The 14,442-nt window shown below is 57.5% G+C and carries 12 protein-coding genes; 8 read left to right on the top strand and 4 right to left on the bottom strand.

What is annotated here, in order from left to right; genetic code table 11:
• The 3 genes from HA052_RS25650 to uvrA form a co-directional block, all read right to left on the bottom strand.
• Positions 1-1,793: type I secretion system permease/ATPase (locus tag HA052_RS25650; protein ID WP_439823250.1), on the bottom strand; the 1,793-nt coding region annotated here is incomplete at its 3' end.
• Between the two features lie 278 nt (positions 1,794-2,071).
• Positions 2,072-2,518 carry a VOC family protein gene (locus tag HA052_RS25645; RefSeq protein WP_081545504.1) on the bottom strand — a complete coding sequence of 149 codons (447 nt, stop codon included), beginning with the start codon at positions 2,516-2,518 and terminating at the stop codon, positions 2,072-2,074.
• Between the two features lie 141 nt (positions 2,519-2,659).
• On the bottom strand, positions 2,660-5,491 hold the full coding sequence (gene uvrA, locus HA052_RS25640; protein WP_081545505.1) for an excinuclease ABC subunit UvrA: 2,832 nt from the start codon (positions 5,489-5,491) through the stop codon (positions 2,660-2,662).
• A gap of 178 nt (positions 5,492-5,669) precedes the next feature.
• Here uvrA and HA052_RS25635 point away from each other — a divergent pair, with 178 nt between their 5' ends.
• From HA052_RS25635 to HA052_RS25605, 7 genes are all read left to right on the top strand, one after another.
• Positions 5,670-7,031: an MFS transporter gene (locus tag HA052_RS25635; protein WP_081545506.1), complete on the top strand. Its 1,362-nt coding sequence runs from the start codon at positions 5,670-5,672 to the stop codon at positions 7,029-7,031.
• 46 nt (positions 7,032-7,077) lie between these two features.
• A complete protein-coding gene (locus tag HA052_RS25630; protein ID WP_019102147.1) occupies positions 7,078-7,551 on the top strand; it encodes a single-stranded DNA-binding protein in 474 nt (157 codons plus the stop codon).
• Positions 7,552-7,758: 207 nt separating this feature from the next.
• Positions 7,759-8,895 carry a tyrosine-type recombinase/integrase gene (locus HA052_RS25625; protein ID WP_166454205.1) on the top strand — a complete coding sequence of 379 codons (1,137 nt, stop codon included), beginning with the start codon at positions 7,759-7,761 and terminating at the stop codon, positions 8,893-8,895.
• The gene (locus tag HA052_RS25620; RefSeq protein ID WP_166454204.1) at positions 8,892-10,496 is read left to right on the top strand and encodes a tyrosine-type recombinase/integrase; all 1,605 of its coding nucleotides are present in this window, start codon (positions 8,892-8,894) and stop codon (positions 10,494-10,496) included. The genes HA052_RS25625 and HA052_RS25620 overlap by 4 nt, the downstream gene beginning before the upstream one ends.
• Positions 10,493-12,520, top strand: coding sequence for a hypothetical protein (locus tag HA052_RS25615; protein ID WP_166454203.1), 2,028 nt, complete (start codon positions 10,493-10,495; stop codon positions 12,518-12,520). Before HA052_RS25620 ends, HA052_RS25615 begins: the two co-directional genes overlap by 4 nt.
• 45 nt (positions 12,521-12,565) lie before the next feature.
• Positions 12,566-13,003 carry a hypothetical protein gene (locus HA052_RS25610; RefSeq protein WP_166454202.1) on the top strand — a complete coding sequence of 146 codons (438 nt, stop codon included), beginning with the start codon at positions 12,566-12,568 and terminating at the stop codon, positions 13,001-13,003.
• 102 nt (positions 13,004-13,105) lie between these two features.
• A complete protein-coding gene (locus tag HA052_RS25605) occupies positions 13,106-13,390 on the top strand; it encodes a hypothetical protein (RefSeq protein WP_166454201.1) in 285 nt (94 codons plus the stop codon).
• Positions 13,391-13,424: 34 nt separating this feature from the next.
• On the opposite strand, the gene HA052_RS25600 is transcribed toward HA052_RS25605, so the two are convergent.
• On the bottom strand, positions 13,425-13,685 hold the full coding sequence (locus tag HA052_RS25600) for a helix-turn-helix domain-containing protein (protein WP_166454200.1): 261 nt from the start codon (positions 13,683-13,685) through the stop codon (positions 13,425-13,427).
• A 123-nt stretch (positions 13,686-13,808) separates the two neighbouring features.
• Here HA052_RS25600 and HA052_RS25595 point away from each other — a divergent pair, with 123 nt between their 5' ends.
• Complete coding sequence (locus HA052_RS25595; RefSeq protein ID WP_166454199.1) at positions 13,809-14,381, top strand: hypothetical protein; 573 nt, start codon at positions 13,809-13,811, stop codon at positions 14,379-14,381.
• Positions 14,382-14,442: the final 61 nt, after the last annotated feature.

Here is a 14,442-nt window from a genome sequence, read left to right as displayed (position 1 = left end):
TGTTCCATGATGAAGTCGTGGGCGCCGGCCAGTTTGGCGGCGTGGATCACGTGGTCCAGCGCCAGCCCGGGGTCGGCCAGCGCGATGTTGTCGCGGATGCTTTGGTTGAACAGCAGGTTTTCTTGCAACACCACGCCGATCTGCCGCCGCAGCCAGGCCGGGTCCGCCAGCGCCAGGTCGTTGCCGTCCACCAGCACGCGCCCGGATTCGGGCACGTACAGCCGTTGCACCAGCTTGGTCAGCGTGCTTTTGCCGGAGCCGGAGCGGCCGACGATGCCGATGACTTCGCCGGCCCGGATGTCCAGGCTCAGGCCGCGCAGGATTTCCGGGCCGTCCGGGCGGTAGCGGAACACCACTTGGTCAAACTGGATGCGGCCCTGGATCGCCGGCAGCGCCGCGCGGCTGGCCGGCAGTTCGCTGCGGGTGTTGAGGATGTCGCCCAGCCGTTCCACCGAGATGCCGATCTGCTGGAAGTCTTGCCACAGCTGCGCCAGCCGCACCACCGGCGCCGCCACTTGGCCGGCCAGCATATTGAAGGCGATCAGTTGGCCGACGGACAGGTCGCCGGCGATCACCAGCCGCGCGCCCAGCCACAGGGTGGCGACGGTGACCAGTTTCTGGATCAGTTGCACGCCGTTCTGGCCGATATTGGCCAGCCGGGTGACGCGGAAGCCGGCGGCCACATAGGCGGCCAGCTGGTTGTCCCAGCGCCGGGTCATGTGTGGTTCCACCGCCATCGCCTTGATGGTGCCGATGCCGCCCACCGCTTCCACCAGGAAGGATTGGTTGTCGGCGCCGCGCGCGAACTTCTCGTCCAGACGCCGCCGCAGCAGCGGGGTCAGCCCGGCCGACCACAGCGCGTAGCACGGCAGCGACACCAGCACGATCAGGGTCAGCCAGCCGCTGTAGTACCACATCACCGCCAGGAACACGAAGGAGAACAGCAGGTCCAGCACCGTGGTCAGCGCCTGGCCGGTGAGGAAGTTGCGGATGTTGTCCAGCTCGCGCACCCGCGCCACGGTGTCCCCCACCCGCCGCGCTTCGTAGTAGGCCAGCGGCAGCGCCAGCAGGTGGCGGAATAAGCGCGCGCCCAGTTCCACGTCGATGCGGCTGGTGGTGTGGGCGAACACGTGGCTGCGCAGCGCCGACAGCGCCACGTTGAACAACGACAGGATCAACAGCCCGACGGCGATCACGTCCAGGGTGTTGAAGGCGCGGTTGACCAGCACCTTGTCCATCACCACCTGGAAGAATAGCGGCGTCACCAGCGCGAACAGCTGCAACACCAGCGACACCGCCAGCACTTCCAGCAAGAGCTTGCGGTATTTGACGATGGCCGGCACGAACCAGGTGAAGTCGAACTTGGCCAAAGCCCCCGCCGCGGACGCGCGCGAAGCCAGCAGCAGCAGCCGGCCGGCGTAGCACGCCGTCAGCTCCGCCTGGCTCAGCACTTGCGGCCGGCCGTGTTTGAGGTCGTGGATCAGCACTTTGTCGCCGTCGCAGCGGGCGATGATGAAGTGTTCGCCGTCCGGCCGCAGCGCCAGCGCCGGCAAGGCGGTCAGGCTGAGGCGGTCTGGGCTTTGTTTGACGATGCGGGCTTTAAGGTCCAGGCCTTTGGCGGCCAGCAGCAGGTCGGTTTCGCTGAAGGGTTCGGCCTGGCGGCCGTATTGGTGGGTGAGTTGCGCCGGGTCGGCGGCTACGCCGTGGAACTGGGCCAGCAGCACCAAGCCCAGCAAGCCAAGGTCTTGCTGCGGAGATGGCTCCTGAGCGACAGCGTCAGCTGTCGGGGGCAACGATGTGGAAAGTTCCATAGCGGCAACACAAATTTACAATTTGTGTGAATGTGCTCGCAATCGTCATATCTAGTCAATGGATCCAGTCAATATGCGCTGAAATCTTAGTGATAAATACAACAGTCTCTTTTGCAATAATTAACAGACGGTTAACAATCGTTAAGTACAAACCGGCGACAACCATAAAATTAACATCATAAAAAATCACAACAAAATCACAACGGGCAATAAAAAACCGCCGGCGCGAAGCCGGCGGTTTTAGTGGCGATCAGCGGTTTTCACTCCAACTGCTCGTTCAGTTTGAGCTTGCCCACCAGCCAGGTGTGATCGTAGCTGACGATCTCGAACGGGTTGCCGAAAGGGTCGACGAAGGACAGCGAGCAGAAAAAGCGATGGTCGCGCACGGAGTCCCGGGCTATGGTCTGGCCGTCGCGATTGGTGACGCGTTCGCCGGCCAGCTGGTCTATCCACTCCAGAAAATCCTGGCCGCTCACCACAAAGGCGATGTCGCCCTGATGGTTGGCCGCCCCGCTCTTGTCTTCGCTTACCGCCAGGCGCACCGCCCCGTTGGCGTTGGCCAGCATTACCGCTCCGTGCGGGCCTTCGCGCATGTGCTTATAGCGCGGGTCCGGGGCCATGGCCAGCACGCGCTGATACCATTTCAGGGCCTTGGGCACGTCAGTCACACGAATGTGGATGTGATCGATCTTGCCTAAAGTCAGCATGACTTCCTCATATTGTTTTTGATGCGATGGCCCTTGGGCGACGCGCCGTCCAGCTGGGCGGCGACGCTGTTCGCCCCTTGCCGCCGCCGGTATTTCTTTATAACAGCAAGCTGTCTATCCGCGCATTGTACTTGATTGCCATCAGGCTTGCTCGCGCTGCAACAAGGGCTGCAAATAGCGCCCGGTATGGCTGACCGGATTGGCCGCCACTTGTTCCGGCGTGCCGGTGGCGATGATCTGGCCGCCGCCAGCGCCGCCTTCCGGCCCTAGGTCGATTAGCCAGTCCGCGGTTTTGACCACGTCCAGATTGTGCTCGATCACCACCACGGTGTTGCCGCTTTCACGTAGGCGGTGCAGTACTTGCAACAGCAGATCGATGTCATGGAAATGCAGCCCGGTGGTGGGTTCGTCCAGAATGTACAAGGTGCGGCCGGTGTCGCGCTTGGACAACTCCAGCCCCAGCTTGACGCGCTGGGCCTCGCCGCCGGACAGGGTGGTGGCGCTTTGCCCCAGCCGGATGTAGCCCAGGCCCACTTCCATCAGGGTGCGCAGCTTGCGCGCCACGGTGGGCACCACGCTGAAGAACTCCAGCGCCTGCTCCACCGTCATTTCAAGCACTTCGTGGATGTTCTTGCCCTTGTATTGCACTTCCAGGGTTTCGCGGTTGTAGCGCTTGCCGTGGCAAACGTCGCAGGGCACGTAGACATCGGGCAAGAAGTGCATTTCCACCTTGATCATGCCGTCGCCCTGGCAGGCTTCGCAGCGGCCGCCCTTGACGTTGAAGGAGAAGCGGCCCGGGCCGTAGCCGCGCTCGCGCGACAGCGGCACGCCGGCGAACAGCTCGCGGATGGGGGTGAACAAGCCGGTGTAGGTGGCCGGGTTGGAGCGCGGGGTGCGGCCGATCGGGCTTTGGTCGACGTTGATTACCTTGTCCAGCTGCTTCAGGCCCTGGATGTCCTGGTAGGCGGCCGGCTCTTCGCTGGCGCCGTTGAGCTCGCTCGCGGTGATCTTGTACAGGGTGTCGTTGATCAGCGTGGATTTGCCGGAGCCGGACACGCCGGTAATGCACACCAACATGCCCAGCGGCAGTTCCAGGGTGACGTTCTTGAGGTTGTTGCCGCTGGCGCCGATCAGACGCAGCATGCGCTCCGGGTCCACTTCGCGGCGCTCCCCGCCCAGCGCGATGCGGCGGCGGCCGGACAGGTAGTCGCCGGTGATGGAATGGCCGCAAGCGGCCACTTCGGCCGGGGTGCCGGCGACCAGCACTTCGCCGCCGTGTTCGCCTGCGCCCGGCCCCATATCCACCAGGTAGTCCGCGGCGCGGATGGCGTCTTCGTCGTGCTCAACCACGATCACGCTGTTGCCCAGATCGCGCAGCCGCATCAAGGTGGCCAGCAGGCGGTCGTTGTCGCGCTGATGCAGGCCGATGGACGGCTCGTCCAGCACGTACATCACGCCGGTGAGGCCGGAGCCGATCTGGCTGGCCAGACGAATGCGCTGCGCCTCCCCGCCGGACAGGGTGTCCGCGGAGCGGGACAGGTTGAGGTAATCCAGGCCCACATTATTGAGGAAGGACACCCGCTCGCTGATTTCCTTGACGATTTTTTCCGCCACCGCCTGCTTCTGACCGCTGAACGCCAGTTGAGCGAAGAAGAGCGCGGTGTCCTTCAACGGCATCTGGTTGATCTCGTACAGGGTCTTGTCGCCGATGAAAACGTGGCGCGCTTCCAGGCGCAAGCGCGAGCCCTGGCAATGCGGGCAAGGCTGGTTGTTCTGGTACTTGGCCAGTTCTTCGCGCACCGCCGAGGAATCGGTCTCGCGGTAGCGACGCTCCAGATTGGGGATGATGCCCTCAAACGGGTGCGCGCGGCTGAACTTGGTGCCCTTCTCCGACATATAGCTGAATTCGATGCTGTCGCGGCCGGAGCCGTGCAGCACCACATTGCGCACTTTTTCCGGCAGGTCTTCAAAGGCGAGCTCGGCCACGGAGAAGCCGTAATGCTCGCCCAGCGACATCAGCATCTGAAAATAGAACTGGTTGCGCTTGTCCCAACCCTTGATCGCGCCGGCGGCCAGGCTCAATTCCGGATGCGCCACCACGCGGCGCGGATCGAAGAAAGTAATTTCACCCAGGCCGTCGCACTTGGGGCAGGCGCCCATCGGGTTGTTGAAGGAGAACAGCCGCGGCTCCAGTTCCGGCAGGCTGTAGGAACACACCGGGCAGGCGAACTTGGCGGAGAACCAATGCTCTTCGCCCTTATCCATTTCCACGGCGATGGCGCGGCCTTCGGCGTGGCGCAGCGCGGTTTCGAAACTTTCCGCCAGCCGCTGCTTCATGTCTTCGCGCACCTTCAGGCGGTCTATCACCACTTCGATGGTGTGCTTCTTGTTCTTGTCCAGCTTCGGCACGGCGTCGATTTCAAACACTTCGCCGTCCACGCGCACCCGCACAAAGCCCTGAGCGCGCAGGTCTTCGAACAGGTCAAGATTCTCGCCCTTGCGGCCGACGATGACCGGGGCCAGGATCATCACCCGGCTTTCCTCCGGCAGCGCCAGCACGTGATCCACCATCTGACTGACGGTTTGCGAAGACAGCGGCACGCCGTGCTCCGGACAATGCGGCTCGCCCACCCGCGCGTACAGCAGGCGCAAGTAGTCGTGAATTTCGGTGACGGTGCCGACGGTGGAGCGCGGATTGTGGCTGGTGGCCTTCTGTTCGATGGAGATCGCCGGAGACAGGCCTTCAATCAGGTCCACGTCCGGTTTTTCCATCAATTGCAGGAACTGGCGCGCATAGGCGGACAGGCTTTCCACGTAGCGGCGCTGACCTTCCGCGTACAGGGTGTCGAAGGCCAGCGAGGATTTGCCGGAGCCGGACAAGCCGGTAATCACGATCAATTGGTGGCGGGGCAAATCCAGGTTGATGTTCTTCAGATTGTGCGTGCGTGCGCCGCGAATGCGAATGCTGTCCATATTGGAGCGTAACTCACCGTCGGTCAGGGAACCTGTTAATATACCTGACTTGGCAAGTCTGACTCCACCAGATCTTTAACGCGCGGCGTCATCCGGAACGGCGCCGGACCGTTACTAGAACCATGGGGCGCGGCCCTCAGGCCGCAGCCCGCCAGCAACACAAACGACGCACACAAGAATGAACGCAACAGAACTCCGGGCCAGCCTTGGCCTCGCCGGCATCTACGCCCTGCGCATGCTGGGCATGTTCCTGATCCTGCCGGTATTCGCCCTGTACGCCCAAACCCTGGAAGGCGCGGACAACCACACGCTGATCGGCATCGCGCTGGGCAGTTACGGCCTGACCCAGGCCCTGCTGCAACTGCCGCTGGGCATGCTGTCCGACAAGATAGGCCGCAAAAAGGTGATTTACGGCGGCTTGCTGCTGTTTGCGCTGGGCAGCTTCGTCGCCGCCGGCGCGCACGACATCGCCACCCTGACCGTGGGCCGGGTCATTCAGGGCGCCGGCGCCATTTCCGCCGCCATCACCGCGCTGCTGGCGGACCTGACCCGCGAGGAAAACCGCACCAAGGCGATGGCGATGATAGGCATGTCCATCGGCACCACCTTCGCCGCCAGCCTGGTGCTGGGGCCTCTGCTGGCCAAATACATCGGCGTCAACGGCATTTTCGCGCTCACCGGCGCGCTGTCGCTGGCGGCGTTGATCGGCGTCTGGCTGATCATTCCGGACCCTGTCAGCTCGCGTTTTCACTCGGACACCGAAGCCAACGCCAAGCGGCTGCCCGCGGTCTTGAAAGACCCGCAACTGCTGCAACTGAATTACGGCATCTTCGCGCTGCACGCGGCGCAGATGGCGATGTTCGTCACCATTCCCTTCGCGCTGATCAAGACCGCCCACCTGGACAAGACCCAACACTGGCAGGTGTATCTGCCGGTAACGGTAATCGGCTTCCTGCTGATGGTGCCGGCCATTATCTACGGCGAGAAAAAAGCCAGGCTCAAACAAGTGTTCGTCGGCGCCATTGCGCTGATGACCGCCGCCCAGATGGGCATGGCGATGGCGCTGGACAGCTTCTGGCAGATCGTAATCTGGCTGGGCTTGTATTTCATCGCCTTCAATATCCTGGAAGCCACGCTGCCCTCATTGATTTCCAAGATCGCTCCGGCCGATGCCAAGGGAACCGCGATTGGCGTGTATAATACCGCCCAATCCCTTGGCCTGTTCTTGGGCGCGGCGGCCGGCGGCTGGTTGTACACCCGCTTCGGTCCGGTCGGCGTGTTCGGCTTCACCAGCCTGCTGATGCTGACCTGGCTGCTGTGGTCGCTGGCCATGCGGCCGCCCAAGCCGGTGCGCTCGGTGATGTTTCACATTGGCGAGGACTGGCGGGGCGACGCCGGCGACCTGTCCCGCCAATTGGCCGGCGTGGCCGGCGTGCATGAAGCCGTGGTCGTGTTGGAAGACCGCGTGGCCTACCTGAAGGTATCGCAGCGGCAGTGGGACGAAGCAACGGTGCAGCGCCTGATCGGAGCCACCTTCTGAACTGCGGCGACAGGCCAAATATTTAGATTTTTATTCGGAGACATCGATGAACAGCATCACCTTTGACGGCCGTCTGGCCGCCGACGCCGAACTGCGCTACACCCCCAGCGGTGAGCCGGTACTGTCGTTCCGCGTAGCCAGCGACATCGGCTTTGGCGAGCGCAAGAGCACCAACTGGTTCAGCTGCCAGGTATGGGGCAAGCGCGGTGAGTCGCTGAAGAACTACCTGGCCAAAGGCCAGCAAGTCACCGTTTACGGCCAACTGACCCTGCGCGAATGGCAGGACAAGGAGGGCAACAAGCGCTTGTCCCCGGACGTGCGCGTCAACGAATTGAGCCTGCAAGGCGGCCGCAACGAGATGGGCGGCTCCGGCGGCGGCATGAGCGGCGGCGGCATGGACGACGGCTACGGCTACAACGCCCCGGCCCCGCGCCAGGAGGCCCCGGCCGCGCCGCGCCGCCAAGAACCGCGCCCGGCGCCCAAGCAGCTGGACGATATGGACGACGACATTCCGTTCTGAGAGGAACCACTTAACTAAGTGTTAAGTGCGGCTGGAAAACAAGAGGTTAATCAATCGGTTAGCCCTCTTTCTTCCAGCCTTTTTATTTACACCAAAAAGTCGTATCACCGGAACCACATTTCGGGCTGTAAAGTTATCCCACCTTTTGCTTGGTGAGATATGACTGATTATTCAATCCGAAACGTACGCCTCGCTTCCGGTGAGCTCATGCCTCTGCTGGTTGCCGGCAGTCCTTTAGGACTGCCAATCCCTTTAGCAGCCCGCTATGCAATCACCCGATTTCGCTCGCGTGGACTGGCCGCTAATACCATTTGCCAACGGCTCATGGCCTTGGCGCTCTTTTACCAGTTTTTAGCTGAACATGGCATTGAACTAGAAGAGCGTGCCTCCAAACGTCAATTTCTGACTCAAGAGGAACTGGTGGGTCTTTCCGACTACTGCCGCCAGCCTCATGCAGCAAGTAAGCAAGCGGTGGTCACCCCCTCCTTTGCCTTGCTGCGATACACCGTCGCCATAGACTATTTCTGCTGGGTTGCTGAACCGATCATTGCCCGCATTGTGGATGATGCCCGTCGTGATGCAGCGTATGGCGCCTTGCAAAGTTTCCTAAAGATCACTCGCAGTATCGCCCCGCGTCGAGTGCTAGTTCAGAGTGAACGGCTTGGCCTCTTGCCCGAACAACGGACATTATTTCTTCGAGTGATTCAGCCTGGTAGCCCTGAAAATCCATTTCGTCCAGAGCTGCAATTTCGCAATTACGTGATGCTGTTGCTGGAGTTTCAGCTTGGCCCGCGTGGCGGCGAAGTGCTGGGGCTAAAGACATTTGACGTCGACTTCAGCGTATCCCCTGCCACTCTCACCATCCACCGTCGGCACGACGACCGGGACGACCCGCGTGCGACGCCTGCGGCAACTAAAACCTATGGTCGGCTCCTTGCGATAGGGGATCACTTACGGGATGTGCTCGATGTGTGGTTGAGCAAGGAGCATCGGGGCAACAAAGCACGTTATCCCGCTGCAGCAAAGCACCCCTATCTTTTTGTCAATTACCGCGGCGAACCACTCAGTATTCGCGGCTTCCGCAAAATCATCGAAACCTTGCGGCGACGCCATCCCACTTTGGGAGGCCTGTGTCACCACATCCTGCGCCACGACTGGAATGACCGTTGGGTCGATGCTGCCGAGGAAGAAGGCTGGGACAGCAATATCAGCCTGCGCGACCAGAAATATGCGATGGGCTGGAGTGACAATTCCAGCATGCCGTTGCGTTATGCCAAGCGTGCAATTCGCAACTCTACTAATAAAAAAATCCTGCGGCTCCACGCGAAAGGAGCATCCAAATGAGTAGTGCGTCAAAATTACAAACAAGTATAGATTTTGGTGCGCGATCAATCGAGCCAGCATTTAACACTAAGGTGCTGACTTGGTCTGGGAGTACCGTTGATACTTCAGGCAAAAAGTGGAGAATAAGTACTAGGCGCACATTAAATTGGGAGTTAATGCATCTGCGACCAGGCACTACATTACAAGCGACTTTAGCTTACTTTCGAAATTGCCTTCGACAGTTAAGCGACGATACTATTTTCGGAAAATTCAAGAGTCTAAATACCATTTTTGTTACCGCTATCGAGGCTAATTTTGACATCAGCAATGCCATTAAAATTGATATAAGTTTTTATGAAACCATACGTAATTGTCTACTTAAAAAGGTATCGCCGAACACCGTTCGCAGCCATCTCCAAACCTACCGGAACTGGTATTTGTGGTGCACCGATGCCGAGTTTGAAGGGTTTGACGAAGAAATCGCAACTGTTTTAGAAAACCGCATTATCGGTGGAAACATAAAAGGCGCGGCAGTATTGCGCAACGACCCTAACGAAGGTCCCCTTCACCAAATTCAATTTGATGCACTGACGGCTAGACTGCGCCAGGCGGAAGAAAACCATACGCTCTCGATCGAAATACTGACAGCGGCTTGGTTATTTATAATCTATGGCACCAACACCAGAAACATACTACTACTTAACGAAGAAGATCTGATCAAGACGCGACTTATCGATGGGAGCGAAGTCTACGAACTACGAATTCCACGTATCAAGAAACGCCAGCAACAAGAGCGGGCGGATTTCAAAACCCGTTCCTTGCCGCCAGGCATCGGCCAGCTATTAGAAAAACTGAAGCAGCAGAACGCACGCCAGCGACGCTTAGCATTACTGGATCACAACCCCACTCGGTTCTCCCAGCCAATGTTTAGACGCAAGAAACCGTATGCCGAATTGCTCAACACCGAATTTGAAGCAGAAGCGTATCGCCAGCCATCCATCTGGTTCAACCAAGCTCTAGCACATGTAGTGGAGAAGCTTGAGTTGAAATCGGCAGATGGTGAACCACTACGTCTGACCCCGCGCCGGCTGCGCTACACCTTTGCCACCCGTCTGGTCCAAGAAGGGGCCTCACCAATGGAGTTGGCCGAAGCTCTGGATCACACCGACCTGCAACACGTCATGGTTTATTTCAACGCCCGCTCTGACGCTGTGATCCGTCTCGACAGCGTATTGACGCTACCACTAATGCCCGTAGCGCAAGCCTTTATGGGCATGGTGGTGCCGGATGAAAATCAAGCGAAACGTGGAAATGATCCGGCAAGCCGTATCAAATTTCTGAATCGACAACAGCATCAGCTGAAAACCGTAGGCACCTGTGGCAGTTTTGGTTTTTGCGAACTAGCCGCTCCCATTGCCTGCTATACCTGTTTTAAATTTCAGCCTTGGCTAGATGCACCACATCAAGATGTATTGGACTGGTTGGTCAGCGAGCGAGAAAAGCACCTCGCGCGCGGCGTTGACCCCAAAATGACGCAAATTCACGACAGTACCCTACGCGCGGTCAATGAAGTGATTCACCTCTGTCAGGCTATTCATCACAACGCAAGGGACATGCCATGACATTCCAAACAGCCGCGCATAAGGCCGCCCATGCCAATTTGGCTAAGTTTATCGAAGCCGCGCGTTCTGCCATTCCATTTGGCCCCATACAGTGGGAGGCGGTATGTTGGGAAGTCCCGAATAAAGCTCGCGCCTCTAGCGGCCGCAAAGTAGAACGGCTCTGGTTCAACGCAAATTTCGCGAAGAAAACGACCCTCAGCAATGTGCTACCTTTTCCAGAACCATTTGCTTCGTTCGTCAAAGCCTTTGTGTGTTATCGCGAAAGTCGTCGTGAAAAAGGACTTGCCACGCTTGACCACATGGTGGCGATTCGTGCGCTTCGCTATCTCTTCTCCTCCCTCCAAGATCGCGCAGATACGCCCGTCGCCTTCATCCATGCAGATTTTGACAATGCGATTAATGTTTGCCTCAGCAAGGAACAACATTCATCCGCCTATCGGATTGGCTGCAAACTCGCAGAAATCGCGGAAGTTATCGATCAGCAGCGTTTGGTGCCAATTCGCATCGAATGGCAGAACACCGTGCCACGCAACAATGATGCAGGTGGCGCCTTTCACAGCCGGGTCGGCCACGCGTTTACCGAGCGCCGCCTGCGAAAATTACCGTCTGACACAGTTTTGCAAGCTCTGGCCGAGATCGCAAATCGAACGGACCTTGAGGACCGAGACCTACTCCGGCAGCGCGCCATAGATTTATTGATATGTGGTGGTTTCCGCATCAATGAGTTGCTGACTCTGCCCCGTGATTGTTGGCGCGAGGAAGAACAGCAAAGCGAATCTGGGCAACCGTTGCTCGATCGCCATGGGCGGCCGACCACACGGTTCGGCATTCGCTACATCCCGGAAAAAGGCGGACATACCGAGACCCAGACCAAGTGGTTACCGACCGTCATGCAGGATGTGGCCAAGCGCGCTCTAAACGATATCCTGCGCATCACCCAACCATTCATGGAGATCGCCCGATTTATGGCGGATCACCCTGGACGGACTTTGCTACCGGAACCGTGGCATGCGTTACCTGCCGATGCACTGTTGAACATGGAAGAAATAGCCATGGCGGTGGGCCTAAAAAACAGTGATAGCGGCAATGCCTTCGCAAGCAGCAGTGGGTTACCATTCCACAAAAAACCTGGTAAAACCCGACTTATTGATGCATTGAGAAAAAGTGATCTCGAGTCACACCTCACCTCGCTTTCTGCGTTAGATAATATTTTTCCGCAAGGGCAAGCTCATTACCGACTGCACGAATGCCTGTTCGTGATCGGGGTAAACTTTATTGGGTCACACCGTGGAACCTTGAATGGCACCGCCACATTACTTACGGCTGGCCAGATCAGCGATTACGTGGTTGGCCGAACAATGGGATATTCTATTTTCGCGCGGCTTAATTACATCGACGAGCAAGGCACCCCCCTGAAAGTGACCTCACACCAATTCCGCCATTGGCTAAATACCCTTGCCAACGAAGGCGGTCTCTCTCAGTTGGAAATTGCGCGCTGGATGGGCCGCAAAGACATCAGCCAGAACGCAGCATATAACCATATGACCGGCGTGCAATTAGCTGCCAGCATTCATAGCAAATTACAAAAAGGCGCAGTTCAAGGCGTGATCGCTGACACGGCGATACGCATCAAAAATCCACAACGGCGTAAGGAATTCATTGGCTCACTAACGACAACCGCGCACATGACCGACTTCGGTATCTGCCTGCATGATTGGTCTGCGCTCCCATGCCAAAAACATGCTGCGTGTAATACTTGCGAAGATCACTTGATTGAGAAAGGGAATCCTGAACATCGGGAACGAGCCGCAGAGCTTAAGCAGGATACGGAAATGTTGTTGCAGTTAGCACAAGAAGAAAAAATAGAAGAGTCCTATGGCGTTGACAATTGGCTGGACCACCAGCAACGGACCTTGCTCCGTCTAGAAGAGATTCTGAGCTTGCATGACGACCCCGACATTACCGATGGCACCTTGGTCCATCTTGGAAAAATGATTGCTCGAGAATCCGAACTGAAAGGCTAGATGGTGCCACCAAGTACACGAAAACCAAAGCCGCACCGCCGACTCTTGACCGAAAACCAGATCAAGCATGTTGCTGCCCTCATCAAGGCCTGGCCTCAATCAGCACCTCCAACATGGAACGATGTTGTGGCACTAGTGGAACAGGAACTGCGCCATCGTTGGACTCGCCAAGCGTTGCAAGCGCATAGTGCGATTAAACAAGCTTATGACGATCAGAAAATCGCTTACCGCGCTCAGCGGAAAACTGGCAAAAAACCTGTTGTACGACCTCCACATGAGATCGTTCTGGCGCAAACAATAGAACGACTAAAGAAAGAAAATGCGGAGCTTAGGGAAACTTTGCGTCACTATGATGAATTACTGATTCGCCATGTAGCTAATGCAATCCGGTACGGCATAACACATGAGAAATTAGAACAACCGATCATTGCTCCCTTCCGCCAGCAAACCGATCAGCGGCAGAACAATCAGAAGCGCAAATGATGAATGTGCAAAAAAATGCTATATATCAGGAGCCAAGCCACCAAAAGATTAGCGTACCAAACTACTAGAGATATAGGCTTTGACATTACAGGATTCAGGATAATGCCCATTACGATCAGAGATACGATTATGGCCCGCTACTCATGGCAATTCCAGAGAGGCCGAAAAATCGACAATTGCGTACCGACGCAATGGCTCCCCGTCGTGGAAGATCTGTGCATGGCGATCGAGGAGACAATTCCCGTGGCGGATCGACCGGCGTTCTATTGGCTAGATATCAAAGAGAAACACGGCGCCCTAGCGGTCGACTATGTGGCTCCCAGCAATATGGCCAGCAAAATCGAGGCCTTGGTTGCAGCCGCTATAGTACGTATTCCCCTACTGTGATGAAACGATAGAGAAGGAAACTCGGCCCACCTGCCTACGGCTGCGGGCCCTGCTGCAAGTCACCGTTCGACTGAGGCATTTCATTCTCTGCGGCTTCGATCAGCTGGTTTGGGCGCAGCCCAAGCGCTCCAGCCAGTTTGAAGATCACTTTGACACTGGCGCTGTTTCTTCCCAGTTCCAGGAGCGAAATGTAGTTGCGCTCCACTCCGGCTTCGAAAGCCAGCACTTCTTGCGACATGTGTCTGTTTTTTCGCAGTTTTCTCAACGCCCTTCCAAACGCAACTTCCGGTTCCACTTAGTTCTCCTGTAGGAGAGCCAAGCGTCCTGTTTCGCTATGCTGGAGTCTTCACAATATATTGGGCAAAATCACTCATATAAGACTTCGTCATCAATGATAGTGGTTTCTTCAGGGCGTACCATGAGTAGCGAAAACAACCTCCCAGAACACCTGTCCACCCTTCGCCTGAAAGGCAAAACCCTTCAGTTCATCGTGTTGCGCGGCACCGCACTGGAGGATAAAACGTGGTCAGAGACCCATATCAGCTCGACCCGCAACGGCTATGGGCAGGTTTCTAGCGTCCAGGGCCACAACGTTCTCAAGCGAGAATGTTGGATCCGACTGGAAAATGGTAAGGAGCAGGTGATTGCACTGCCCGACGACAGCGCGTTTTCGGTCCGGGCCGGCCAAGCGATCACGCTGATTGGCGTATACAGCCAGCATCTCGAGAAGAACACGGTTTACTACATTGCTCTTGTCAATCACGCTGCAGAGAAATGGGCCGCGCTAAACCAACGCGATGTGCTTCGGCGACTGGCGAGAGCCAACAGTGCCGCAGCACAGGGACTGGCTAACATGTTTGTCCTTGCCACGCTTGGCGCCGGCGCGATCGTGCTCATGCTCATTAACAGGTCGATGCACAGTAACTGGATTTGCCCCCGTATCTCAGGACACCAACCCACCCTTAGGTTGATGTTGCCGCCAGCAGCCTGAACTCTCGTGGGGAGCGGTATTTCAGCGCGCTGTGCGGGTGGTTCTCGTTGTAATGCTCGAA

Source organism: Chromobacterium fluminis (assembly GCF_011602385.1).
Classification (GTDB): domain Bacteria; phylum Pseudomonadota; class Gammaproteobacteria; order Burkholderiales; family Chromobacteriaceae; genus Chromobacterium; species Chromobacterium fluminis.
The sequence above is the reverse complement of the archived record's forward strand: the minus strand, read 5'-3'. Positions and strand labels throughout refer to the sequence as shown.

Coding starts and splice junctions, on each gene's coding strand:
- HA052_RS25630 (WP_019102147.1), top strand. CDS start 7,078: ATGAACAGCATCACCTTTGACGGCCGTCTGGCCGCCGACGCCGAACTG.
- HA052_RS25635 (WP_081545506.1), top strand. CDS start 5,670: ATGAACGCAACAGAACTCCGGGCCAGCCTTGGCCTCGCCGGCATCTAC.
- uvrA (WP_081545505.1), bottom strand. CDS start 5,491: ATGGACAGCATTCGCATTCGCGGCGCACGCACGCACAATCTGAAGAAC.
- HA052_RS25615 (WP_166454203.1), top strand. CDS start 10,493: ATGACATTCCAAACAGCCGCGCATAAGGCCGCCCATGCCAATTTGGCT.
- HA052_RS25625 (WP_166454205.1), top strand. CDS start 7,759: ATGCCTCTGCTGGTTGCCGGCAGTCCTTTAGGACTGCCAATCCCTTTA.
- HA052_RS25595 (WP_166454199.1), top strand. CDS start 13,809: ATGAGTAGCGAAAACAACCTCCCAGAACACCTGTCCACCCTTCGCCTG.
- HA052_RS25605 (WP_166454201.1), top strand. CDS start 13,106: ATGCCCATTACGATCAGAGATACGATTATGGCCCGCTACTCATGGCAA.
- HA052_RS25645 (WP_081545504.1), bottom strand. CDS start 2,518: ATGCTGACTTTAGGCAAGATCGATCACATCCACATTCGTGTGACTGAC.
- HA052_RS25620 (WP_166454204.1), top strand. CDS start 8,892: ATGAGTAGTGCGTCAAAATTACAAACAAGTATAGATTTTGGTGCGCGA.